We start from the raw sequence: 25,229 nt of genomic DNA on the forward strand, positions 1-25,229 counted from the left end.
GGCACATCTTCAGTTGAAGATGTGCCTGTTTATTACTTGCTGTTACGAAATAGATAGTGCTTTACAACCTTGCAGTTTCTCTAACTACCAGCATCTTTAGTTGCCGCTCTTTCTCCTGTAACACTAAGCCATATTTACCCAATTCAGTCTTTATCTTGTCCAAATCATCCAATGGCGATAATAATTGTAAGTCAATCCTTCCTTTATAACCCGTTTCGTCAATAATGGGAGGCAGATATGTATTATTAACACGTTTAAATACCTGTACAAAATCTTCGATACTTCCATTCTTAATAACAAGCAGTGATTCGCCAACTTCTACAGATGGAGCCCTTGCTGTGTCCAAAGTTTTTAGTCTGTCTGTCGCACCTGCACGAGTAAGAACAAGACACTTCACCTTTCTTTCTTCATAAGTACCTCTTAATCGAAAATATCGTTCTATATCTTGCTGCATTATTTTAGAAATATTATCTGATTGAGACATCGGTATGCGAAGATCATAGCACCAGGTATGATCTACAATCCATTTTCTATATAAGGGATCGTCAATGTTCATGCTCTCGAGAGGCAATAAGTCATTGATTATTTCTTTTTTCTCCACCACAATTCTGTTTAGTTGAAAGGGGCCTATCTCTTCAATTCTATACGCATTTTCTATAATATTCATTAGTGGCAGGTTTACAATGCGTACTCCAATGCGCTTCCCTGTTATCGAATCACGGTTATAGGAAACTAACCCACCTTCTACTTGCACATGTTTAAGGAAATATGAATAGTATAACAAACTACTAAGATAGGTGCCGTTATATTCCTTTAGCAAAGGCTGACGGCTATCCATTAAAGATATCGCTTTTACGACAGAGGGGGTGCGAGTCGTGTCTTGTGCGTATAATCCAATGGAGCAAAAACAAACCACAATAAGAAAAAATATTTTCATAAAATAAACTTTTAATCAGTAACCGGGATTCTGAGTCAATGTGCTATTCATTAATAATTGATCTTGTGGCAATGGATACAGTGTATCTGCAGGTTGCCAGTCCTTTTTAATGGCCGACAATACAGCGGTGGAGCTGCCTGTCCTTTTCAGATCAAACCACCGGTGGCCCCATTCTGCAAGCAATTCTATATTCCTTTCCCGAGCTGTTAATGCTAAAAGATCAGTTATTGTTGCATGCGGCATAATCTCTCTCACAGCAGGTAATCCGGCTCGCTTTCGTATGACGTCTATATCCTCAATAGCACCAGATATATTTCGTTGTTGCAGTCTTGCTTCTGCTCTGATCAGATATTGCTCTGCCAACCGAAATACGGTTATCGATTCACTAACATTGATCACAGGTATTTTCACCTTGTATTTATAGACATAGTATTGCTTGTCCCCTGTAGGGAGCGTTACGGTACCTACCCAACTTAGCTTGCGCTTATCCTGATCAGACATCATTCCTGCCAATTGGTCTGATAGCCGGATCAGCGGGCTGGTAGTTAAATCGGCCGGTATAAAATATTGTGTTTCACGCAAATTATTCGGTACGGAATACACCAGTTGCCAGATTGCTTCAGAATTGGCATTGGCAAATATTGTACCTGGATCCTCTACCAACTGATATAACTTGGAGTTAATAATATTACTGGCATATTGTTCTGCCTTTTCCCATTCCTTGCGATACAAATATACCCTCGCCAATAATGCCGCTGCAGTCCACTTATTGGGTCTTGCTCTGCCATTCGTCACATAGGCCGATGACATATTATTGACCGCTAGTTCGAGATCAGTGATGATCTGTTCATATACCTTATCTGCAGAAGTACGTGGATGTTGATTATTTAATCTGAAATCGGTAGAAAGTAACAGTGGCACATCTCCAAAAAAATTAACCATATAGAAATAACAAAATGCTCTCATAAATCTCATTTCCCCCTCCAGTTGTTGTTTCACTTCCGTCGTCAATAACTTACTCCCGGCTAGGCCTGTCAGACATGCATTTGTGTGATAAATATACTGATACCCCTTCGTCCATGTACTTGCCGGCATAATGGCTGTAGCTGGAATTGCATTTTCATAAGTCGCAGTAAGCTCAGCATCAACATAGGTATTGATCATCTCATCTGCACTAAGCGCAGGATATAAAGTAAAGGAATAACTACTGAAAGCATTTTGTTCGTATGCCATCTTGCTATACAATCCTGTTATGCCTGCAGTAGCCAATGCATCATCAGTAAAAACAAGATCGGACTTCAACCGGTCTATCGGAGGGTCTATTTGTAAAAATTTCTTACACGCGGTATTACCCAGCAAACATACCGTCCCTATCATGACAAGGAGGACAAAAGATAGCGGTTTGATTCTTCTTGCTGTCATGAAATAATTTTATAGTGAGAGATTAATACCAATGGCAAAAGTTTTAAAGACGGGAAGCGCACTGAAATTGAGAACCTCCGGATCACCTCCTTTATAATTTGTTATCGTAAGCAGGTTCTGTACGCTGAAAGAAATATTTCCGTCTTGCAGATGTAATCTGCTCATCCATTTAGCAGGAAGCGCATATCCCAGCGAGATATTTTTCAACCGTATATAGGATGCATCACCGTAGATCCCATCGCTTTGCCGCAACATCGTATTCCGGCTACGGATATCTGCATCCCAGTAATTCTGCGTTAAACGCTGTAATTCTGCCTGATCACCAGGTTTACGCCAATAATGACCTATAATAAATGCAGGCGGATTTTTATCCCCAAGAGCAGGTATAGGATAAACTGAGAGATAATTCTTACCGATTTGCTTTTTAAAGGATAAGAAGAAGGAAAGGCGCCACCCTTTATAGGTTATTTCGTTGTTAAGCCCTCCAAAGTATCTTGGAGCTAAATCATTCAGCACCCTCCGATCTGATTGATCTACCTTTCCATCTTTATTTACATCTTCAAATTGGAATAAGCCGGTATTAGCATCCACACCTATTAAGTGAAAACCTCGTAGAACAGTCAATGGCTCACCAATAACTAAACTACCGGAATAAGAGGATGTTCCAAGATCCGGGAAAGACAGTAGCTTATTTCGATTAAAACTGATATTAAATCCACTTTTCCATTTAAAGTCCCGTGTTGTTATATTAACGGTGTTTAACTCCAATTCCAATCCTGTATTTTGAACTTTAGCAGGTAAATTTTGGACAATACTGCTGAAGCCCGTTTGTGCTGATAACAGATAGTCCACCAGTTGATTGGTACTGCGATTACGATACCAGGATGCAGTAAAAAGTATACGGTTTTTAAAAAAACCTAATTCCAGTGCAGCTTCCAACTTCCTATTCACCTCCCAATTATATTCCGGATTAAACAAAGCGTCCGGGTATAATCCATTGCCTATCTGATAGGCAACTATAGAAGCCCAGCTATCCAGGTATTTATAGTCCCCTATCTTATCATTACCAGCACTTCCATAACTTCCTCTTATTTTCCCTAAACTTAAAAAGGGAAGGTAGTTTGATGCAAAATTCTCCCGAGAAAATAGCCACGCAATGCCCGCCGCCCCGAAATTGGCAAATTGACGATCCGGACCAAAACGGCTGCTACCATCCCTTCGTCCGGAAATATTCAAAATATACTTGTCTTCCCAGTTATAATTAATCCTTCCGAAAACAGCCTGGTATCTGTATTGCTGATAACTATTACTAACCCGTATCGTAGTAGCGGACCGAATACTTTTCAAAAGATCATCAGATATATAACCTTCTCCATATTGTTGAGAATAATCCGTCGTATTCTGTTGCCAGGTACTTCCGACTAATACCTGTAATGTGCCTCGTCCAATTCCCTTTATATATTCTAATTGAGGCTCTACAATCCAACTCTTGCTCTGATTATTGCTAAAAGTTGCTGTACGTACAGCACTAAACAAAGGGTCCAGCGCTTTTCTGGGGCGTAGTACGCTCTCCTTTACGAGATAATTACTGTACCCGAATGAAGACCTGATCGTAAGCCCCCGGATTAATTCATAGCTGACATTCAGATTACCCAGTAAATTATCGGGATGTGATTCATAGCGATTATAAAGATCTGCAAAGGGATTATTAAGCGAAACACCTTTATACTGCCATACCAACTGCCCGTTATTGTCAAAAAAAGAGGGGTAATTAGGTTGAAAATTGGCAACAGTTTTGGCAGGATCAGTGGCGGCCAGATTACCATCATAGGTCGAATAACTGGCACTTAACATAACATTTAATTTCTTATCAACAGAGCTATGATTAAGACTCGTATTAACTGACATCAATCGATTCGTAAAACCATTTTGACCGGGCAAGTGTTTATAGACCATCTTATCCTGACTATATTGTGCGCCAATCAAGAATCGTGTCCTTTCATTCCCGCCAGACAGACTAACATTAACACGAGTTACGGGGGCCGGCTCTCCCAACAATAACTTGCTGAAATCAGTATATCTGGTAGTATCAAAAACATCAAACTCAGGACCTTTTACCGGCACGTTATCATTCGCAAAAGCCTCTCTTCTCATTTGCAAATATTCCTGCGTATTCATCAACTTCATCATTCTTCCCACCTTGGAGAAACCAGTGTACATCCCAACATTCAATTGTGTCCTGCCAGGTTTTCCTTTCTTCGTAGTGATCAGTACCACCCCGTTTGCACCTCTTGAACCATATATAGCTGTTGCATCCGCATCTTTCAACACATCAATACTTTCAATATCGCTAGGATTAATACTGGCAAAAGGGCTTAATCCTTCCTCTCCCAAGGCAAAATTGCCAATGGAGCTTAAACTGGTATTATTAGGTGCAAAAGGTACTCCATCAATGATAAATAGTGGATCATTCGAAACATTCAGTGTAATACCAGGTACTACGACGCCTACCGATGTTACCCCTCTTATCTGCACCTTAAAACCCGCACCAGGATTTCCATTATTCTGGGTCACCACCATACCTGGCACCCTGCCTTCCAGCGCCGCCAGCGGATTAGATACTGGCTGCTGCGCTATATCTTTACCAGACACCTGACTGACATTTCCGGTATTCAAACGCCTGGTCGTCGTACCGTATGCGATCACGACGGTTTCATCCAGGTTACTCATCGCCTCTTTCAAATGCACATCCAATGTCGTATTACCGCTGATAAGGACTTCCGCATTTTCATAACTGGTATAGCTGACCGTTATTCTATCTCCGACCCTCATCCCGTTGAGAACAAAGATACCCGACGCATTACTGATCCCACCCCGGTTGCTCCCCTTTACCTTTACCGTTGCCCCCGGCAACGGCGTACCATCAGGTGTGCTCACCTTTCCCGTAACCATAAAAGCAGGTACGGTACTATCCGCTGATGCGGGAACAATAGCAGATACCGCTGAAGGCTCAGAGGGGATTTTTTTTTCCGGTGGAGATTGCCGTCGTATACGTACTACATTATCACGATAGCTCCAGGTATATCCCCTGCTACCTAATAACGATTGTAATATCTCATCTACGGTACGCTGGGAATAATTTACGGTAATCCGTTCCTTAATATCCAGCTGATTGGCATAACCTACAAAATATAGTCCCGTTTGTCGCGTAATCTCTTTTAATACACTTTGTATCGGTACGTTCTTCACTTGTATGCTCACACGCGGTACCGTTACCGATTGCGCAGCAGTATGCACAGAAAAGTATAACAGCATAATAAGCAGCCAGCTCCCCCGGCTTAAGCATTGGTAACGTAGAATTATCTTCATGTGTTGTCCCCTTGATAAACTATAAGAGACAAGAATCAAATAAGGAGGTTATATTCTTTTTACACTTTTTTTGGCAAACTTTTCCAGATAGAGGCATTAACTAATTGTTAACTGATTATTAAGAAAAAAATTGCACCTTCAGGTATTAGTTCGAGCGACCAAATCAAATCTTAACCACCAATCCTTTCGTCCTTTGTATCAATAACTTGCCCGTATGACTTTCTCCATACGCCTACATCCGCGTATGTCCACAAGCACTGTATATGCCGCTGTTATGAAAGAAATATCAACAGATACCGACCTCTTTAATGCCTGTAAAGAAGGTAACGACCTTGCCTATGCCCGCATATTTGATGAGTACCATACCTTACTACTCATGAAAGCATACTATATGCTACGGCACGAACAGGAAGCAGAAGATATCGTCCAGGAAGTCTTCATCACACTATGGGATAAAAAAAGTTCCATACAGATCAATACCTCCCTGAAACATTACCTGCTCAACGCTACGCGGAATAAATGCATCAATCGCCTGAAAAAATTGCAACGCCAGCAAAAAGATCATGACCTGTACCGCTACAGCAAAGATGCCAGTACCTCCTTCGTACCAATAGAAAACGAAGAACTCTCACACATACTCCACACCGCCATTAACGAAGTAACCGCTCCCGCCAGCCGGAAAGCCTTCGAACTCGTCTACCTGGAACACAAAAATCATAAAGAAGTAGCCAGCGAAATGAATATTACCGTTGGCACCGTAAAACTACAAGTAAGCAAAGCACTCAAAACACTTCGCCAAAAGCTCTTACCTATCAAATAGAAAATAAGAATATCACCTGTTACACTTTTCATTGTCTATATTAGAACATATGCATCCAGACCTTGATCATATAGAAAATCTTATCCTGGAAGATATAGCAGGTACTATTTCCCCGGCAGACAAATCCCTGCTGGATCAGCTACTTGCCGAAAACACCACCGCCGCCAGGCTGAAAGACGATATCTACCAGACGCTAACACCTGAAATACTCGCCTCCTTATCCGCTCGTACCGGCAAAGTGCTGACCGTCATACAAACGCGTAAACAACGCAAACGAATCCTTCTGTCTGCCGCAGCGGCCCTATTACTGCTTATCATAACAGCAGGCGGGTATTACCTGTGGCAGCCGGTAAACAAAGCAACAGACTCACACCAAATCCTGCTTACCATGGCCGACGGCCGCAAAGTAGACCTGTCCGCACACCAGGGCACATTAAAGCAAAACGGAACAACATTCCTCAATCATCAACAGACCCTTACCCTCCCAGCCACTAGTAGTGCCTCCAGTGAATGGGTCACACTATCTATTCCACCTGGAAAAGATTATCATGTGCAATTGTCAGATGGCACAGAAATATGGCTTAATGCCTCGTCAACACTAAAATTCCCATTATCATTTTCGGGTGAGGCCCGCAGGGTCACTATCAGCGGTGAAGCTTATCTTCAGGTCGCAGCACAATCCGAACATCCATTCATAGTAGCGCTGCCACAGGGGGAAGTACAGGTACTGGGCACCGCATTCAACGTAAACACTTATGAACAACAAGCTATCAGGGTATCACTCGTCAGCGGCGCAGTAAAAATGAAAGTAGCACAGGATAGCGTACTCCTCCAACCTGGTTATCAATCGATATACAAAACAGGAAGCCAATTGACAACACAGCAGTTCGATACAGAAGAAGTATTGAGCTGGAGAAAAGGGATTTATACTTTCTATGGCGCCACACTCGAAGAGGTAAGCCATATCATACCACGTTGGTACGGTATACAGATTGTTATCGATGATCCTGCTGCAGGACAAAAACAATTCTTCGGTATCATCGATCGGCACAAACCTATCGAAACTTTTCTCGAAGACTTGCGGGCTACAGATGGGATATCCTACTACTTTGATCAGCAAAAAATATTACACCTGCGTTAATACCGCCCCCTCGTCAGGCAACAACCTGCCGAGGCCGGAATTTATCCAATAATTGATACAGATCAGCAAATTTGAATGGTTTCGCCAATACACCGTCCGCCTTACCTATCTCCGGTAGCTCATGACTGGCCGAAGAAATGATCACCGGTATATGCCGGGTTTGACGATCGGCCTTTAACTGCTCCAATATTTCCCGCCCCCCGATATGCGGCATGTTCAGATCCAGCAATACTGCATTGGGATAATATTGTTCTATCCGGTTATAAGCCTGCTCTGCCGTCTCAGCCCCAATCACCTTTATTCCCAATGGCTCCATCGCCAGTCTGGCAATACGTATACTCATGTTGTTATCATCTACGACTAACACTACAAAATCATCAAAAGGACGATAATGCTGCGGATTATTCCGTTTTTCCGGGATAATCGCCTCTTCGATCGGCATCGTCAGTGTAAACGTACTACCATAGCCTTTAGTAGTCTGCAAAGTAATATCTCCGCCCAAGGATCTCGCCCAATGTAACGCAATAGGCAACCCCAATCCGGTAGCTACCTGTAATTGGCCTTGCTGGCTTACGTACAGTTCAAATATCCGCTCCTTCATATCATCCGCAATACCAGGACCGTGATCCGTTACCGAGATGAATAAACGACCATTTTCACAGCCTGCACTTAATTTTATCACCGATCGCTTGTCTGTAAATTTCAATGCATTGGAAAGTAGATTATTGACTATACGACTTAACTTATTAACATCTGTCAGGATTGCCGGCGGCAGATCATCCGCGATATCCGGCATTACCCGGATTGAATGCTGCCGCGCCAACATCTGATAAGCGTCTACCATAGAATACAACCAATCCTTCAATACCAACGGCTGTTTATATACACTATCCGGCACACCCGATTGTATCTTCGACCACGACAGCAAATTGCTGCTCAACTGCTTCAGGTCAGCACAAGTCACATACATCGCTTCCATATCCTCTACAGGAATATGAGACTCTTCCGCTCCGTCCGCCGGCATATACGCCTGTATAGCCCCCCATAAAAGGTTCAGAGAATTACCAGCCTCATGCGATAACTTCTGCATGTACAACCCCAACAATTTATTCATCCGCTCCGCTTCTTTCCGCTTTTGATCCTTACTGTATTCATATAGTAATATCACCATAAAATTCAGCAACAGGATAACAGGAAAAACGATAGAACGTACCGGCAACTCCTCCCCTGCCAACGGAGGAAAGAACCGATTGTTATAGTTAAATTCCAGTAAGTATAAAGTAACAAGTGTCAGAAAAAAACAAGCTATCCGCGATGACCATCGCTTAAATAAAAGTAATGCCAGCCCCCCCAGAAAAAAAGCCATCTGTTGTACTCCAGCATTCCGGTCAAAAGCCATCCCAAAATACAAGATGGCCCCACACTGTAAAAAATAAAATATCACCGTTGCTGCCCTGTACTGCTTGAGCTTATTAAGATATACTACTAACAAGCAAGCTAATGCCTCAATAACACCGGGTATCAATACCCACCGCTCAGGCGACATAAAAAAATAAATAAATGCAGGCCCGCAAACAGCAACAATCGCTGTAGTCCAGCTAAGCGTATTAACAGTGATAATATTACTCCTGGTCTCTACATCACAAGATGGAGTAACTCCGGTCATCAACAGAAATCTTAAAAAAACGGGGCGCTTTAGGTACATAAAGGATTTATATAATACTTTCAGGGGTAGTCGGATGTGGGTAGCTAGTTGAGGGCTTTTCATATAGGATTAATTTAAAATAATACTAATAAATCAGTACATACAGAAAGATTTTGGAGGTTTTCATGCTTCATTCTGTCCCGAAGCCAAATAAAATGATACACGAATTTAATCAATATTATTTTCCAATTCCATATACTTATCCCAACCTACCTGCCTCATCAAAAAGCACTACTATACCGGAAGGTATGTTCCGTCCATGTCTTATGTCCACCCACCATCAATTGTAAATGTGCAACATAACGCAGATACCCTTCGTCCTGCTTGAATAAGGCTGGCAGATTATTACACATGCGCATAAAAACATCCATCTGCTGATTATGTAAGGATATTACCTGGTCGTAAGCAGCCTCCAGCGTACAACCCTGCTCCTGGCATATAATCAACACCAGGTTCATCAACTCTCCATCCTTCATTTCCTTCAATGCCGAGTAATAGTCATTACACCAACTCATGATCAATACTGCCAATTGCCGCAACTTCCTGGTAAAGGGATGAGCAACCAATGTCGGTGGCAGAATCAACCCAATCTCCAACTCTACAAAATCAACTAACTGATATAGCCCGACCAGGTTTTCCCGTAATATTTTATAATAATCCGCACTGGGATAGATAGCAGCCCCTGCCAGAAAGGCTTCAGTCAGCATCGCGTCGAAGTACTGCCGTACATGTTGTATATACCTCGACATCCATTCCGCAGAAGACATCGGCAACAGATACTCCCGCAGCAAACCGAACTGTTCGACGACTACATGCCGGTTGCGTGGCGACATATACCCTTCCAGGTAGCCAATGGCCTCCTCACAGGCGGCGCGCAACTCATCTAATTGTTTACCGGCATATAAGTCATCAAAAGCAAAAAACACCAGCATATGTAGTGCTCCTGCCTCCAATACCTCCCTGCGGGCATGGGGAAAAAAACGGGTGGTGAGATCTCCGAAACGCGAACGCTTGTACTTTTCCGAAAGAGAGTCTGGAAGCTCGTACTCATCAATCCAACGGGTCATCTGTAACTCGATCTCATTAGCAAATAAACTATTGGTATCCTCCATAGGATAATAAAGCAATGACATATCTGGTATCATCTGGCATGATTATTTTGAATAGGAAAATTCATTCAATGACATCTCCATAAGATGCCTTAAAAATGACAATCACATTTAAACAGGAAATTCGATCATCTTCATAAACAATCAAATAAGCAACAACTACAAGCGATTCCCGCTATGTAGAAAACACTGAGCTAACCGGGTCATAACATTAATGATTAAGGACAGTTCGTATTATTCGCATCATAGTATAAGGATATACGGGCCCATCAACAGATAATAACCTGATATCATTGTTCTGAAATAGGTATCCCACACTTTGCAGTGCGGGATACCATGTCAATTAGAAGCATTCTTAGAACGCTAAAATAATTAATAATCCGTGTTACAGGGAGGCATTAACGCTTCATTAACACGCTGCTTCTCCTCTGCATCCACTCCTGCTACTTTTTATATATTTGCAGCGATCCTAAATAGTTTACATTCATGACTGCTGAAAAGAATTACCATTTTATTGCTATCTCCGGTAGCCTCCGTAAAGGCTCATTCAATACCTTCGCACTCAAAGCTGCCCAACAATTAGCACCAGCAAACATTACGATAGAACAGGTGGATATCAGCGATATTCCGATATATAATACGGACATTCACGCTGCAGCATATCCGGCAGCTGCGGAAGAATTAGCACAGAAAATAATCGCCTCCAACGGCTTATTGATCGTATCTCCGGAGTATAATTATTCCATACCAGGCGGTCTCAAAAATGTTATCGATGTATTATCCCGCCATGCGGCAAAACCGCTGGACAGAAAAGCAGTAGCTATTATGGGCGCCAGTATAGGCACTTTGGGCACAGCCCGTATGCAATATCACCTCAGACAGGTATTAGTCTGCCTCAATGCCAATGTGGTTAACAAACCAGAGATCATGATCAGCGCCGCTCAGCAGAAATTCAATGAAGAAGGTACCCTGACTGATGAAACCACCAGCAAACAGATTCCGGTACTATTACATGCCCTGGCCACATTAAGTGATAAACAATAATAACCTGATCGATACCTGCCTGTTATTTAAGCAGGTATCGATCACCATATAAAAACGAGATCAGATAATAGCAGCATTCAACGGCTCATACTTGTCGTAACGCCGTATAAATATCCACAATGCTACCAACTGTAACACCAATGCGGTAAGCAGGTACCAATATCCCAACACCAGGAACAACACTACAAAAGAAACAGCCAGTGCCCACCGCAAATGTAGATCAGGATTAAAACGGGGAAAATACATCAGACAACGGAATAGCAGTAACAACGAATGTGCAAAAAACAATATTCCTAACAATGGCAATACCCCCGCGAATCGCCAGGTATTCACTACGATCAACAGGTATTCAGGCAGAAAAAGAAAGAAATAAGTGAACGAAAGCTGCAGGTATCTTTGTGCCAACTGCATCGGCAGGTTACGCGTGAACTGCAGATACTGGTCCTCAAAAAAACGGTGATAAAATATCACGCCCGTATGAATGATGCAACTCAACAATACACCACACAGCACTACCCGATCATCATAAACCGTTGTGCGCATTAACATAAAGGTCAACAATAATATAGCACCTGAAAATACTTTTGTACTCAGCAACATCCGGGTATGATTCGTCAGTAACTCAAATATGTAATACAGCGAAAATGGCCTTACCCAACGCCGGTTTAACCATTGCTGAAAATGACCGGTAAAATCAGCCAACTCGGGACGCCACAGTTTTCTATCGTATATCGCCACCGGTAGTATACACATCAGTATATTGAATAGCAACAATAAGAACGCAGTACCCGACAATCCCATCTTTGCGGCCACCCCTGCTGAAATTCCGGCATAAACAAGTACCGGAAAGTAAATAGTGATCTGTATTGAACACCAGAGTATATATCTTCGCCATCTTGACAAAGACCCTATCACAGGATAGAGAAAACCATACCCAGGTGTCTGTATCGTCTTTAATATAAAATACAGACACTTTCCGTTATACAACAACCATAATCCCAATACCACCAACAAAAAGCCCCGGTGCTGCAGAAATCCTTTCATTAACCCCACGTGATATTGCAATAGTTGTCCACCTTCCACCACCCCAAATAACAGGTAGAACAGCAGCAGAAAAAAGCCGGTATTCGTAATATAGAAACGACTTGTAAATATCTTACTCAACAAACGAAATGACTCAAACATACCTTTCATTTTTTTCTCATCCGATTATCCGCACCTGACGGTTCTCCACCAGGAGCGTTCCATTTACAGCAAACTCCGTTTCCGCAATCACCTGATGAGAAGTAATACAAAAAGTGACACCATACTCCTCACGCCACTCCCTGATCATATCATATAATAATGGGATCGTCTGTACGTCTAGCGTGATCAACGGCTCATCCAATAATATCAACGAAGGAACTCCCGTAAAACTTAGTAATAAGGACAACTTTTTTAACATACCACTGGAATACGTACTGACCGGGCGTAACAAAAAATCATTTACCCCCATCGCCGCCCCCAATTCCAGAATGCGGTCAGCATCTCCACCCTTGGTACTCAGGTACAACCGTAATAACTCCCTGCCCGTCAGAAACCCTGGATACAACGGCTCCGCCTCTCCATAGTTGACCTTCCGCCGGTAAGCAACCGGATGATGAAGGCTACTCACGGCTCCTTGTAAGAGGATCTCCCCCCGGAAGGAAAGCAAACCTGCCATCACCTTCAACCAGGTAGTCTTACCGGCGCCATTCCCCCCCTGTACCCAATAGATGCCCTCATCCAGTGATAAATGCCCTATATCCAAGGCAAGTGTATCCCCGTAATATTTTTTTATATCCTTTAATAAAATAGCTGACATAAAATTTGTCTAAGATTCCGAAAACCTGAAAAGCCGGAAGTCCAAAAAAACAAGCCGGTCTCAGCAACCCTTATTAAAAATATTTCCACTCGTCAAAACGACACGTATATTTAAAAAATATGACATAAATATAGGTCTGAACTATTAATGTATTAATTTAATTAACAACATTTACAATTAATATACCATTCCGAAAACAAGTAATAAAATAGTAATATTTCTAATAATCTTCAACCGCTGTAGGGTATCTTGACACGAAATGCCCACCCCTGCACATCTTCCGGATTGTTCTATTTTTACCTACATCATTTTTCCACAGGCTGTGAGCAATTAAATCTGCTCACGCAATCGCAGGTCTGTACATTTGTAGCAGTTCTTGACTTTGTTGCATTGGTTCCCGGGCGCGCAAACCCGGGATTAATGGGGGGAACCGTGTGAAAATCACGGGCAGACGCGCTACTGTGATCCACTTCCATATACCAGGAAGAGGTTGAAGCCGCAAATTCAACCTGATATTACCTGAAAATCACCGTTTTCTATCTTGAAAAGGGGAAAGTTGTAATAACGGAAAGCCAGCATACCTGCCAACGCAACATATTTGTCAAAACCTTCGCGTATCAGGGTATTGGCGAAAGTGACACTGCTCTCTCCCACAAGATAGTTGTCAGCCTTCGTGTCTCCAGGATCCGCCAACAATAGGGACAGGAAAAAGAATTCAAATATTTAAAATCGCTGCATATGAATTACGAGAATGAAATCTTGTTGAAAGAGAATAAAGACCGTTTTGTGTTGTTGCCAATTAATTACCCTAAAATTTGGGAAACATATAAACGTCACGAGGCCAGTTTCTGGACAGCGGAAGAGATTGACCTGAGCGGAGATCTGAAAGATTGGGCGAACCTCAACGATGGCGAACGCCACTTCATATCACATGTACTTGCTTTTTTTGCAGCTAGCGACGGTATCGTAAATGAAAACCTCGCCGTCAACTTCATGAGCGAAGTACAAATACCGGAAGCGCGCTGCTTCTACGGTTTCCAGATCATGATGGAGAACATACACTCCGAAACTTACGCCCTGCTGATCGATACCTATGTGAAAGATCCTGCAGAAAAAGATAGACTGTTCCATGCCATCGATACCGTACCTGCTGTAAAGAAAAAAGCTGAGTGGGCACTGCGCTGGATCGAAAATGGCAATTTTGCCGAACGCCTCGTCGCCTTCGCCGCCGTAGAGGGTATCTTCTTTAGCGGTAGCTTCTGCTCCATCTTCTGGCTTAAAAAGAGAGGATTAATGCCAGGGCTGACATTCTCCAACGAACTCATCAGCCGTGATGAAGGTCTCCATTGCGAATTTGCGTGCCTCCTGTACAGCATGCTCGAAAATAAATTGACCCAGGAAGCCGTACATGCCATCATCATGGATGCCGTGAACATCGAAAAAGAATTTATTACAGATGCACTACCCGTAGACCTTATCGGTATGAATAGCCGGCTCATGCAACAGTACATCGAATTCGTTGCTGACAGATGGCTCAAAGAACTGGGATACGATAAAATATTTAACGCTTCCAATCCATTCGATTTCATGGAGATGATCTCACTCCAGGGTAAAACCAACTTCTTCGAAAAACGTGTGGGCGACTACCAGAAAGCGGGTGTAATGGGGAATAAAGAAACCCAGACCTTCAGCCTGGAAGAAGACTTCTAATATATATCCTGCCCGGAATAAATACCTTCCGGATTCCATATACTTAATTACTAACCTAATAAATTCACTTCCCATGTTCGTAATCAAAAGAGACGGAAGAAAAGAAGCGGTGAAATTTGATAAGATCACCGCCCGCATAGAAAAGCTGTGCTATGGCTTTAATGCGGAATATGTAGACGCAATAGACGTGGCCAAGAAAGTGATTCAGGGTTTATATGATGGCGTAACGACCACAGAACTGGACAACCTGGCTGCAGAAACAGCCGCCTCCCTCACAACCAAACATCCGGACTATGCATTGCTGGCCTCCCGCATTGCAGTAAGTAACTTGCATAAAAATACAGTGAAGTCTTTCTCTAAGACCATGAAAAAACTGTATGACTACATCGATCCGAAGATAAATAAACCAGCAGCGCTGTTATCAGACGATGTATACGAAGTGATCCGTAAAAATGCGGAAATACTGGACTCTAACATCATCTACGATCGTGATTTCGCTTTCGACTACTTTGGCTTCAAAACCCTGGAACGTTCCTACCTCCTCAAATTAGATGGTAAAGTAGCAGAACGCCCTCAGCACATGTTCATGCGCGTAGCCGTAGGTATCCATAAAGATGATATTGATGCTGCTATCAAAACTTACAATCTCATGAGCGAACGCTGGTTCACGCATGCGACCCCCACCCTCTTTAACGCCGGCACACCTAAACCACAGATGTCGTCCTGCTTCCTCCTCACCATGAAGGATGATAGCATCGAAGGTATCTACGATACCCTCAAACAAACAGCCAAGATATCTCAAAGCGCTGGCGGTATCGGCTTAAGCATTCACAACATCCGGGCCACCGGTTCCTATATCAGCGGCACCAACGGTACCTCCAATGGTATCATTCCCATGCTGCGTGTATTTAATGACACCGCCCGCTATGTAGACCAGGGTGGTGGTAAACGTAAAGGTGCTTTTGCCATCTACCTCGAACCCTGGCATGCAGACGTGTTCGAATTCCTCGACCTCCGTAAAAACCACGGTAAAGAAGAAATGCGTGCACGCGATCTCTTCTTCGCCTTATGGGTACCCGATCTGTTTATGCAGAGAGTAGAATCCAATGGCGAATGGTCCCTGTTCTGTCCACACGAAGCACCAGGACTGCACGAAACATGGGGTGCAGAATTTGAGAAACTCTATGCACAATACGAACAGGAAGGCCGCGCACGCAAAACTGTAAAAGCACAAGACCTTTGGTTCGCCATCCTCGATGCACAAATCGAAACAGGAACACCATACCTGCTGTATAAAGACTCTGCCAACCGTAAATCCAACCAGCAGAACCTCGGCACCATCAAAAGTTCTAATCTCTGTACAGAGATCATAGAATATACCGATGCAAACGAAGTAGCAGTATGTAACCTGGCATCCCTCGCACTACCTCGCTTTGTGGTAGATGGTCACTTCGATCATCAAGCATTATACGATGTAACCTACCAGGCTACCCGTAACCTCAACAAAATCATCGACAACAACTACTACCCGGTTGATGAAGCCCGCTACAGTAACCTACGTCACCGTCCCATCGGACTCGGTGTACAAGGCCTGGCAGATGCCTTTATCCTCATGCGCTATCCATTCGAAAGCGAAGAGGCCAAACAACTGAACAAAGAGATATTCGAAACGATCTACTTCGCTGCCATGACCGCCTCCAAAGACCTGGCAAAAGTAGATGGCCACTACGATACATTCCCCGGATCACCCATCTCTAAAGGTATATTTCAATTCGATATGTGGGATGTAACACCTACCTCTCGCTGGGACTGGGAAACATTAAGAGCTGAAGTAATAGAACATGGCGTTCGCAACTCCCTGCTGCTCGCTCCTATGCCTACCGCTTCTACCTCTCAGATCCTTGGTAACAACGAGTGCTTTGAACCTTACACCTCCAATATCTACACCCGCCGCGTACTGAGTGGCGAATTCGTAGTGGTGAATAAACACTTACTGAAAGACCTGGTGGAATTAGGATTGTGGGACAACGACATGAAAAACAAGATCATTGCCGCCAACGGTTCCATCCAGCAAATACCAGAGATCCCCTCTAATATCAAAGAGCTGTACAAAACTGTTTGGGAGATCAAACAACGTACGATCATAGATATGGCGGCAGATCGCGGTGCTTACATCTGCCAATCCCAGTCTCTCAACCTGTTCGTTGATACGCCTAATACCGGTAAACTCACCTCCATGCACTTCTATGCCTGGAAAAAAGGTCTCAAGACCGGGATGTACTATCTGCGTACACAAGCCGCTACCCAGGCAGTACAATTCACTGTCGAAAAACAAGGCGGACAACAAATAGAACCAGTAGTTGTACAAGGAGCTTCCACCATAGCCATCGACGATATCCCGGAAGGTGCGGTATGTACAATGGAAGAAGGCTGCGTAACCTGCAGCGCCTAAACAAACCATTTAAGTATACGATAAAAGGCCGGCTTCGAATCCTTACAGATAGAAGCCGGCCTTCTTTATGATATATATCTTATCCTTTTGCCGGATCAGGAATTGCATAGGTTTCGCCTACCCATTCATAAGTAGCCCCTTTCTTACGCACATGGCCCAAACCAGGCCAGGCCAGATGATAAGCGAAAACAGACTCCCCTCGTTCCACCAACCTTGCCAACACCTGATGACGGGTTGCCACAGCCTGATTAAAATCTGTATCCCCGAAAAACCCCCACTCAGGATGCGGGAACAACAATACGTCTGAATGTAGCAGATCCGCAATATGTACCAACTCCCGGCCACCGGAAAAAATATGGACCAACGTATGACCCGGAGTATGCCCTGCCGCCAGTTCCAAACGGATACAACCCAATAACTCATCCCCATCCTCAAACAAATGTAACCGGGGTCTTAAGGCCACCAACGTTTTCCTGATATCAGCAATCATCTGCGACAACTGTTGCTTGTCCGGGAACTTACTGTGGGAGAAGTCCGGATGATCCCCTGTCCAAAAATTATACTCCAGGGCAGACAGATACAACTTTGCATGAGGAAATACCAGACTCCCATCTTGCCTGAATAAACCACCTATATGATCAGGATGAGCGTGAGAAAATACAATATCAGTAATATTCTCCGGCCGGATACCGGCATCTTCCAATGTCCGTGGAAGCCAGCCTGACTTCGGACCAAACCCGGCGCCGGCACCCGTATCTACCAATATCCGCCGCTCCCCCTTCCTGATCACCAGGATATTCATACCAAGATCAATAGCATCCGTCGGCCGGAAACTTTCCCGCAATAACTGATTGACAACCGCCGAATCTATCCCAGGTGCGAAGGATGGTTGCACCGGGCTCATATGCAAATACCCGTCCGTGACAACCGTCAATTCCAACTCTCCTAAACTAAACCGGTGGAAAGGAAACTTCTCTATACGTGAACAATCCCGCGCAGCCCATAAACGCCTTAACGGCATGGCCACCCCCAATCCTAGTAAGAAGATATTTTTAAATAATGTCCGCCTTTGCATTTTACCTATTTACAAACAAATTTATTGGACTACTATCTACCTGACAAGTATGCACTTTTTAGTATCTTACATACCTAAAATATACTATTGCTGAAAATCAATTGATAAGGAAATCCAAAATGAACAAAAATATAGACAATCCCATCTGTGCCGTTGATTATGCCTTCCGACGTATCGGAGGAAAGTATAAAGGAAGATTACTATGGTATCTCCATCAGCATAGCGTACTTCGCTATGGCGAACTGCGAAGAGCGATCATCGATATCACTCCTAAAATGCTGACACAGACGCTCCGGGAATTGGAAGAAGATGAATTAGTGCACAGACAGGTATACCACGAAGTACCGCCACGGGTAGAATACACGCTTACACCAGTAGGTAAAGAACTGATCCCTTTTATCGACCACCTGCGTATATGGGGTGAAAAACAATTGATCCGGGAAAACAAACCCACTATTACCTGTCTCCCCTGCCCTCCTCCAAATAATACCTTATCATAAAAACACCAAGGGCTGACTTTCGTCAGCCCTTGGTGTTTTTAAACAGTATACGGTCTGTGATTAACCCAGGCAGTAGCAGGAACCGTTATAGCATTGACCACCAAAACCGGCTTCCGCCATACATTTTGCATTACAAGCCTTGGGAGAACAGCCAGCCACAATGTCTTTTTGAGTGCCACCGTTCACTTTTTTCATTTCTGTACGGCTCATCGGAATACCGAAAGTTTTCAAGGTTTTCATCTCAAGATTAATTTAATGGTTTGAATGGAGACAGCATCATTCAATAAGTGCCCCATTCGTGGAATTCAGGTTATCCCTGTTAAATTAATGACTATCGCTGTAGTGTTGCTGCAGTATATATATTACCTCCAAACGCCCTCTCTTTTAAATAGACCCTGTCAGCAATACCATTTCATTTTGTCGTCCTTATAGTCTCCTGATACTATATCATTAGATAATAATATGTTTTTCCCACACCTGCTTATCAAATCTGTAGAGGTAATCTGCACATGAACTTATGTCACAGACCACCGAAAATATCAAGTCAGATTTACAGAGATACCAGTGCAGTCTATCAGGTGTAGTGGTAATGATGTACAACTAAATACTGATTGTCAGCATTTTATAATTTACTGAAGTAGTATTGACGTAGGTAGGTATGCAGAATGGGCCAACGGGTAAATGTATTTTTAGTGCCCACTACAAGGGGTATCAACCATTCTTAATCTATCACGTATTAAAAATTCCAGTGTATGAAAAAATTGATCCACTATGCCTTATTTTTTACCTGTCTGCTATTGCCGCCGCTACTTAACGCCCAACAAATACAAGTAAGTGGTAAAATTATTGAAACAGGGGGCGAAACGCTTGCTGGCGTAACTGTTACGATCAAAGGAACTTCAAAAGGGACCACCTCCGACGCAGGTGGAAAGTTTACTATCCCAACGGCCAAAGATGCCGTATTGGTTTTCAATTTTATAGGCTACTCCCCAAAGGAATATATCGCGGCACAAGTACCTGCCGTGATTTCCCTGTCTCCTAAAGTGGCCGAACTGGATGATATCGTTGTCGTAGGATACGGCGTCCAGAAAAAGAGCGTCACCACAGGCGCCATCTCCAAAGTAAAGGCGGCCGACCTCGAAAGTATGCCCATCAACCGGGTGGAAGATGCATTGCAGGGTAGGGCCTCTGGTATTACCATTGCCTCCAACAATGGCCAGCCCGGTGCAGCAGCTACTGTTCGCGTGCGTGGTGTAACGACGCTTAACAACAACAACCCGCTTTGGGTAGTAGATGGAGTAGTCGTAGATGCTGGTGGTATCGGATATCTTAACCAATCAGATATCGAATCCATTGAAGTACTGAAAGATGCTGCCTCACAGGCCATCTATGGTGCCCGGGCTGCTACCGGTGTAATCCTGATCACTACCAAAAAAGGAAAAGCAGGTCGTATATCCGTTAATTACAACGGCTTCTATGGCGTATCTGCTCCAGCCAAAAAACTGGACCTGCTGAATGCCACCCAATATGCGACCCTTAGAAATGAGGCAGCCGTCAACAGTAATGTTGCCAAACCTTATGCTAATCCGGAATCGCTTGGACAAGGCACTGACTGGCAATCCGTTATATTTAACAATAACGCTAAAAGGCAAAACCACGAAGTAAGCGTAAGCGGCGGTAACGACCGCTCCACCTTTTACCTCTCCTTCGGTTACCTGGATCAAGAGGGTATCGTGGCAACTGATATCTCCAAATACAAACGTACCAACATACGGCTCAACTCTACACACAAAATCGCGCCCTGGCTAACATTCGGTCAAAACCTCGGATATGCACATGACAAATCCATAGGCCTGGGTAATACCAACAGCGAATTTGGTGGCCCGCTAAGCGCAGCTATCAACCTGGATCCGATCACCCCTGTAGTTATAACGGATCCCGCTGTCGCCAACGCCTCCCCCTATACTAACAGAGGTATTGTACGTGACGAGTTGGGTCGCCCATATGGTATCTCAACTACCGTTGGTCAGGAGATGACTAACCCGCTCGCATATATTAAAACCCGCCTGGGCAACTATAGCTGGAGCGATAATATCGTAGGTAATGCTTACTTGGAAGCCAATCCTATCCCCGGATTAAGACTCCGTTCTACTTTAGGTACTAAAATGGCTTTCTGGGGCGGAGAATCCTTTACTCCGATCTTCTATCTCAACAGCTCTACAAGCACTTCACAGACCAGCTTCAATCGCACTACCAACAGACAACTGAACTGGAACCTGGAAAACACCTTGTCATACGAACGCAATTTCAACGACCATAAAGTGGCCGTATTACTCGGACAAGGTGCCTATATGGAGAATAACAGCTACTCTACCAGCGTAACATTCTTCAATATCCCGGTAAATACCTTTAAAGAAGCATCCCTGAACTTTAAAGTACCATCCGATCAACGTAATGCTGACGGTTCCGAAGGCATTGAGCATAGAGTAGCCTCGCTGTTTGCCCGTGTTACTTACGATTACAAAGAAAAATACCTGTTCCAGGCATTGGTAAGAAGAGATGGTTCTACCCGCTTCGGTGCTAATTACAAATATGGTGTATTCCCCTCCTTCCTCGCTGGTTGGGTGTTGACGAAAGAAGACTTCTTCCCGAGCAATACCTTCCTTAACTTCCTGAAGATCAGAGGTGGATACGGTGTAGTAGGTAATGACGATATCGGCGATCTGGCTTACCTGAGTACAGTAGGAAGCGGCAGGAACTATAGTCTGGGTACCTCTGGCACCTACATCAATGGATACAGCCCCAATGCGCCGGCCAACCCGAACCTGAAATGGGAACAGACTGCCAGTGCCAACGTTGGTTTTGATGCGGTGTTGTTCAATAACTTTACCGTTGGTTTCGACTGGTTCAATAAAAAAACCACGGACATCCTCCAGAACCCACGCATTCCCTTCTTCCTGGGAGCCATTTCTAACCCAGCCAAAAACGTCGGTAGCATGAAAAATACCGGGGTAGAACTGGAATTAGGATATAGACATAAAGTAGGCATCGTAGACCTCTCGTATAACGGTAACGTATCCTACGTGAAAAATGAAGTGACTTTCCTCGGCAACGGCGTGGAATATCTCTCCGGTGGACAATCCTTCCAGGCAAGCACTTACCCGATCACCCGTACACAGATCGGTCAGCCCATCGGTGCTTTCTATGGTTTCAAAACAATGGGCATCTTCCAGAATCAACAGGAAGTAGATAACTATGTGGATAAAACCGGCAAAAAAATCCAGCCAGGTGCCAAACCCGGCGACTTCAGATGGCAGGATACCGATGGCGATGGCGTTATCACCGACAGAGACCGCGTATTCCTAGGCAACCCCACTCCAAAATGGACATATGGATTTACCATCACAGCAGCAGCAAAAGGTTTCGACCTGACCATATTCGGCCAGGGTGCTGCCGGTAACAAAATATTCCAGGGACTTCGCAGGCTCGACATCGGTAACGCCAACTGGCAAACCAAAGCACTAGGCAGATGGAACGGAGAAGGCACTTCCAATACCTTCCCCAGGCTGACCACTAACGATCCCAATAAAAACTTCACCAATCCTTCCGACTTCTACCTGGAAGATGGCGGCTACTTCCGCCTGAAAACATTACAACTGGGCTATACCCTACCTGCTGCAATGACCAAAAAAGCCGGCATTCAAAGAGCCCGCCTCTATGTAATGGCACAGAACCTCTTCACCATTACCAAATACACGGGTTATGATCCTGAGATAGGAGGGGCAGTATTAAGTATAGACCGCGGTATCTATCCACAGGCTCGCTCCTTTATGTTTGGTGTTAATCTCGGGTTTTAATTCACGTTCAAACTGATCATTATGAAAGTAAAATACATCAGCTATATCACCTTACTCGCTGCCGGAATGCAACTAGCCTCTTCCTGTAGCAAGAGTTTTATCGAAGTAGATCCCAAAGGAACATTCCTGGAGGACAACTACTATCGCAATCAGCAGGAAGCATTCAATGGCCTGGTAGCAGTATATGATATTGTGGGCTGGCAGAGCAGCGGCTACATCACCAAAATTGGTGCACTCAATGCGGCCTCCGATGACAACTTCGCCGGCGGTGGTGGCCCCAACGACGTTTCAGATTTTCAGGTCTTCTCCAACTATACCCTGACCCCGGCCACAGGCCCTCAAAGTGAACTCTGGCGCAAAGGTTACTCAGGTGTTTTCAGGGCTAATATCCTCCTGCAAAAAATGCCGGGCGTAAACATGGATGACAATCTCAAAAAACGTTATATAGCAGAAGCTAAGTTCCTCCGCGCATATTTTTACTTCGACCTGGTACGTTTATTCAAATCCATTCCTCTATTCACAGTGCCGGTTAAAATGGGCGAAGAAACCAGCGTAACCCAAGCCCTCCCGGCAGACGTATACAAACTGATCGAACAGGATCTTAAAGATGCATTCACCGACCTGCCGGCCAGAATAGATATCAAAGTAGATGGAGGACGCGCCACCAAAGCCGCCGCACAAGCCCTGCTGGGTAAAGTATACCTGCAGCAGAAAAAATATCCGCAGGCGATAACCGAACTGGCAGCCGTTAATGGTACTCCGGGCGGTGAAAGCCAATATGGCAACAAACTGCTGACCAATTATGCAGACCTGTTCCTGATCAACAACAAGTTCAACGCTGAATCTATCTTCGAATTAGTATATACCAATACTTCCGTAGGCTCCTGGGGATGTGTGGCTTGTACAGAAGGTAATGTATTGGGTGTAATGGTAGGCCCACGTAACTACAACCGTAAGGACCAGTCAGCACCCGACTATGTATCAGGATGGAGCTTCCTCCCTGTAACCGAAGATCTGTTCAACGCCATGCAAGGCGATCCCCGTCTGCCGGCTACTATTGCCAACCTGAAGGCACTGGAAGCTGCAGGTAAGGTCACCTACGAAAAAGGTTATATGAACACCGGCTATTTCATGGAAAAATTTGCAGGCCGCGAGTCCTACAAATGGACCGGGTCTGGCAACTGGGAACTGAACTTCCCTCGTAATATGTATGATATGCGCCTTGCAGATACCTATCTGCTGGAAGCAGAAGCATTGATCCTGGGTGGTGGAGATCTAGGCCGCGCAGCAGCACTGATCAATGCCGTAAGGGATCGTGCCTATGGCGACAACCTGCACCATGTAGCCGCTACTATGGAAAACCTCAAGAAGGAAAGGAGACTCGAACTTGCGGGAGAAGGCCATCGCTGGCTGGACCTGGTACGCTGGGGTGATGCAGCCACCGTGCTGGGCGGAAGAGGATTCCAGGCCGGCAAACATGAAATATTACCTATACCATTACTGGAAATGGAAAATACAAAACTGGAACAGACAAAAGAATGGGGTGGTACTAAATAACCTCCTCCCGCGTTCAGCGTATGTCGTAAGATATACGCTGAACGCTTTTTTATATATTATATACCGGCACTATAGCTCTTCCTCAAATCCCCACTGCTCCAATAAGGTCTGGTACTGACCTTCCGGCAAACTTCGCTGATTATAATGCCCGGCAATTGTCTTCTGCCGCATAGCCTCATATATACTTACCGCACACGCCACAGAAATATTCAAAGACCGGATGATCCCCATCTGTGGAATGATAAAATTACCATCCGCCAATGCCCGTATCTCCTCACTTAAACCACCGTGCTCATTCCCGAATACCAAGGCTACAGAACCCGTAAAATCAATATCATACAGACTCACCGCATCACTGGATAAATGCGTGGTAAAGATCTTGTCATACTTGGCCCGCAACGCAGTCATACATTCCTCTACCTCCGTAAACTGATGTACTGTCAGCCACTTGGCCGCACTTGATGAACTTTTTGCCCCCCACTTCTTATGACGGGGTATCTTATTATTCAAAACATAGATCTCCTGTATACCCACAGCATCACAAGTGCGCATCACCGCAGAAATATTATGCGGATCCTGCACATTCTCCAATACAACCGTCAAATTAGCCTGACGCTTATTTAATACAGATAATAATCTTTCGGTACGTTCCGGTGTCATATGATGATACAAACAAATTAATAATAGC

18 protein-coding genes and 1 riboswitch are annotated in these 25,229 nt (G+C 44.3%); of the genes, 8 read left to right on the top strand and 10 right to left on the bottom strand.

The features are described from left to right. Positions 1-61: 61 nt before the first annotated feature. From KTO58_RS16975 to KTO58_RS16985, 3 genes are read right to left on the bottom strand one after another with little or no spacing between them, the layout of a single operon-like run. Positions 62-937 (bottom strand): DUF3738 domain-containing protein, encoded by an 876-nt coding sequence (locus tag KTO58_RS16975; RefSeq protein WP_095838229.1) that lies wholly within the window; start codon positions 935-937, stop codon positions 62-64. Between the two features lie 15 nt (positions 938-952). Continuing rightward, a complete protein-coding gene (locus tag KTO58_RS16980; protein WP_095838228.1) occupies positions 953-2,359 on the bottom strand; it encodes a RagB/SusD family nutrient uptake outer membrane protein in 1,407 nt (468 codons plus the stop codon). A gap of 9 nt (positions 2,360-2,368) precedes the next feature. Further along, complete coding sequence (locus KTO58_RS16985) at positions 2,369-5,728, bottom strand: SusC/RagA family TonB-linked outer membrane protein (RefSeq protein WP_095838227.1); 3,360 nt, start codon at positions 5,726-5,728, stop codon at positions 2,369-2,371. Positions 5,729-6,002: 274 nt separating this feature from the next. On the opposite strand from KTO58_RS16985, the gene KTO58_RS16990 reads away from it, so the two are divergent. Together KTO58_RS16990 and KTO58_RS16995 are read left to right on the top strand one after the other, a co-directional pair. Further along, the gene (locus KTO58_RS16990) at positions 6,003-6,548 is read left to right on the top strand and encodes an RNA polymerase sigma factor (protein WP_157752892.1); all 546 of its coding nucleotides are present in this window, start codon (positions 6,003-6,005) and stop codon (positions 6,546-6,548) included. Between the two features lie 49 nt (positions 6,549-6,597). After that, entirely contained in the window at positions 6,598-7,689 is a 1,092-nt protein-coding gene (locus KTO58_RS16995) for a FecR family protein (protein ID WP_095838225.1), read from the top strand. Between the two features lie 13 nt (positions 7,690-7,702). Here the strand turns inward: KTO58_RS16995 and KTO58_RS17000 are convergent, their stop codons facing one another. Then, positions 7,703-9,355, bottom strand: a complete 1,653-nt coding sequence (locus KTO58_RS17000; protein ID WP_198315210.1) for an ATP-binding response regulator — start codon at positions 9,353-9,355, stop codon at positions 7,703-7,705. A 260-nt stretch (positions 9,356-9,615) separates the two neighbouring features. Continuing rightward, positions 9,616-10,539, bottom strand: coding sequence for a terpene synthase family protein (locus KTO58_RS17005; protein WP_095838223.1), 924 nt, complete (start codon positions 10,537-10,539; stop codon positions 9,616-9,618). Between the two features lie 450 nt (positions 10,540-10,989). On the opposite strand from KTO58_RS17005, the gene KTO58_RS17010 reads away from it, so the two are divergent. Further along, on the top strand, positions 10,990-11,547 hold the full coding sequence (locus KTO58_RS17010) for an NADPH-dependent FMN reductase (RefSeq protein ID WP_095838222.1): 558 nt from the start codon (positions 10,990-10,992) through the stop codon (positions 11,545-11,547). 60 nt (positions 11,548-11,607) lie between these two features. On the opposite strand, the gene KTO58_RS17015 is transcribed toward KTO58_RS17010, so the two are convergent. Together KTO58_RS17015 and KTO58_RS17020 are read right to left on the bottom strand one after the other, a co-directional pair. After that, entirely contained in the window at positions 11,608-12,732 is a 1,125-nt protein-coding gene (locus tag KTO58_RS17015; RefSeq protein WP_157752891.1) for a hypothetical protein, read from the bottom strand. 16 nt (positions 12,733-12,748) lie between these two features. Continuing rightward, entirely contained in the window at positions 12,749-13,390 is a 642-nt protein-coding gene (locus KTO58_RS17020; RefSeq protein WP_095838220.1) for an ABC transporter ATP-binding protein, read from the bottom strand. 374 nt (positions 13,391-13,764) lie between these two features. Beyond that, a riboswitch (cobalamin riboswitch) is annotated at positions 13,765-13,993 on the top strand. 135 nt (positions 13,994-14,128) lie between these two features. On the opposite strand from KTO58_RS17020, the gene KTO58_RS17025 reads away from it, so the two are divergent. Together KTO58_RS17025 and KTO58_RS17030 are read left to right on the top strand one after the other, a co-directional pair. Then, positions 14,129-15,100, top strand: coding sequence for a ribonucleoside-diphosphate reductase small subunit (locus KTO58_RS17025; RefSeq protein ID WP_095838219.1), 972 nt, complete (start codon positions 14,129-14,131; stop codon positions 15,098-15,100). Between the two features lie 73 nt (positions 15,101-15,173). Further along, entirely contained in the window at positions 15,174-17,552 is a 2,379-nt protein-coding gene (locus KTO58_RS17030) for a ribonucleoside-diphosphate reductase subunit alpha (RefSeq protein ID WP_095838218.1), read from the top strand. A 79-nt stretch (positions 17,553-17,631) separates the two neighbouring features. Here the strand turns inward: KTO58_RS17030 and KTO58_RS17035 are convergent, their stop codons facing one another. Further along, positions 17,632-18,627: an MBL fold metallo-hydrolase gene (locus tag KTO58_RS17035; protein ID WP_095838217.1), complete on the bottom strand. Its 996-nt coding sequence runs from the start codon at positions 18,625-18,627 to the stop codon at positions 17,632-17,634. A gap of 119 nt (positions 18,628-18,746) precedes the next feature. Here KTO58_RS17035 and KTO58_RS17040 point away from each other — a divergent pair, with 119 nt between their 5' ends. Continuing rightward, positions 18,747-19,127, top strand: coding sequence for a winged helix-turn-helix transcriptional regulator (locus tag KTO58_RS17040; protein ID WP_095838216.1), 381 nt, complete (start codon positions 18,747-18,749; stop codon positions 19,125-19,127). A 60-nt stretch (positions 19,128-19,187) separates the two neighbouring features. Here KTO58_RS17040 and KTO58_RS17045 read toward each other — a convergent pair whose 3' ends face one another. Beyond that, positions 19,188-19,367, bottom strand: a complete 180-nt coding sequence (locus tag KTO58_RS17045) for a hypothetical protein (protein ID WP_095838215.1) — start codon at positions 19,365-19,367, stop codon at positions 19,188-19,190. A 512-nt stretch (positions 19,368-19,879) separates the two neighbouring features. Here KTO58_RS17045 and KTO58_RS17050 point away from each other — a divergent pair. Then, positions 19,880-22,984 carry a SusC/RagA family TonB-linked outer membrane protein gene (locus KTO58_RS17050; protein WP_095838214.1) on the top strand — a complete coding sequence of 1,035 codons (3,105 nt, stop codon included), beginning with the start codon at positions 19,880-19,882 and terminating at the stop codon, positions 22,982-22,984. Positions 22,985-23,005: 21 nt separating this feature from the next. Continuing rightward, a complete protein-coding gene (locus KTO58_RS17055) occupies positions 23,006-24,541 on the top strand; it encodes a RagB/SusD family nutrient uptake outer membrane protein (protein WP_095838213.1) in 1,536 nt (511 codons plus the stop codon). Between the two features lie 69 nt (positions 24,542-24,610). Here KTO58_RS17055 and KTO58_RS17060 read toward each other — a convergent pair whose 3' ends face one another. Further along, positions 24,611-25,201 (bottom strand): TrmH family RNA methyltransferase, encoded by a 591-nt coding sequence (locus KTO58_RS17060; protein WP_095838212.1) that lies wholly within the window; start codon positions 25,199-25,201, stop codon positions 24,611-24,613. Between the last annotated feature and the right edge of the window lie 28 nt (positions 25,202-25,229).

This window comes from Chitinophaga pendula, assembly GCF_020386615.1.
GTDB classification, from domain to species: domain Bacteria; phylum Bacteroidota; class Bacteroidia; order Chitinophagales; family Chitinophagaceae; genus Chitinophaga; species Chitinophaga pendula.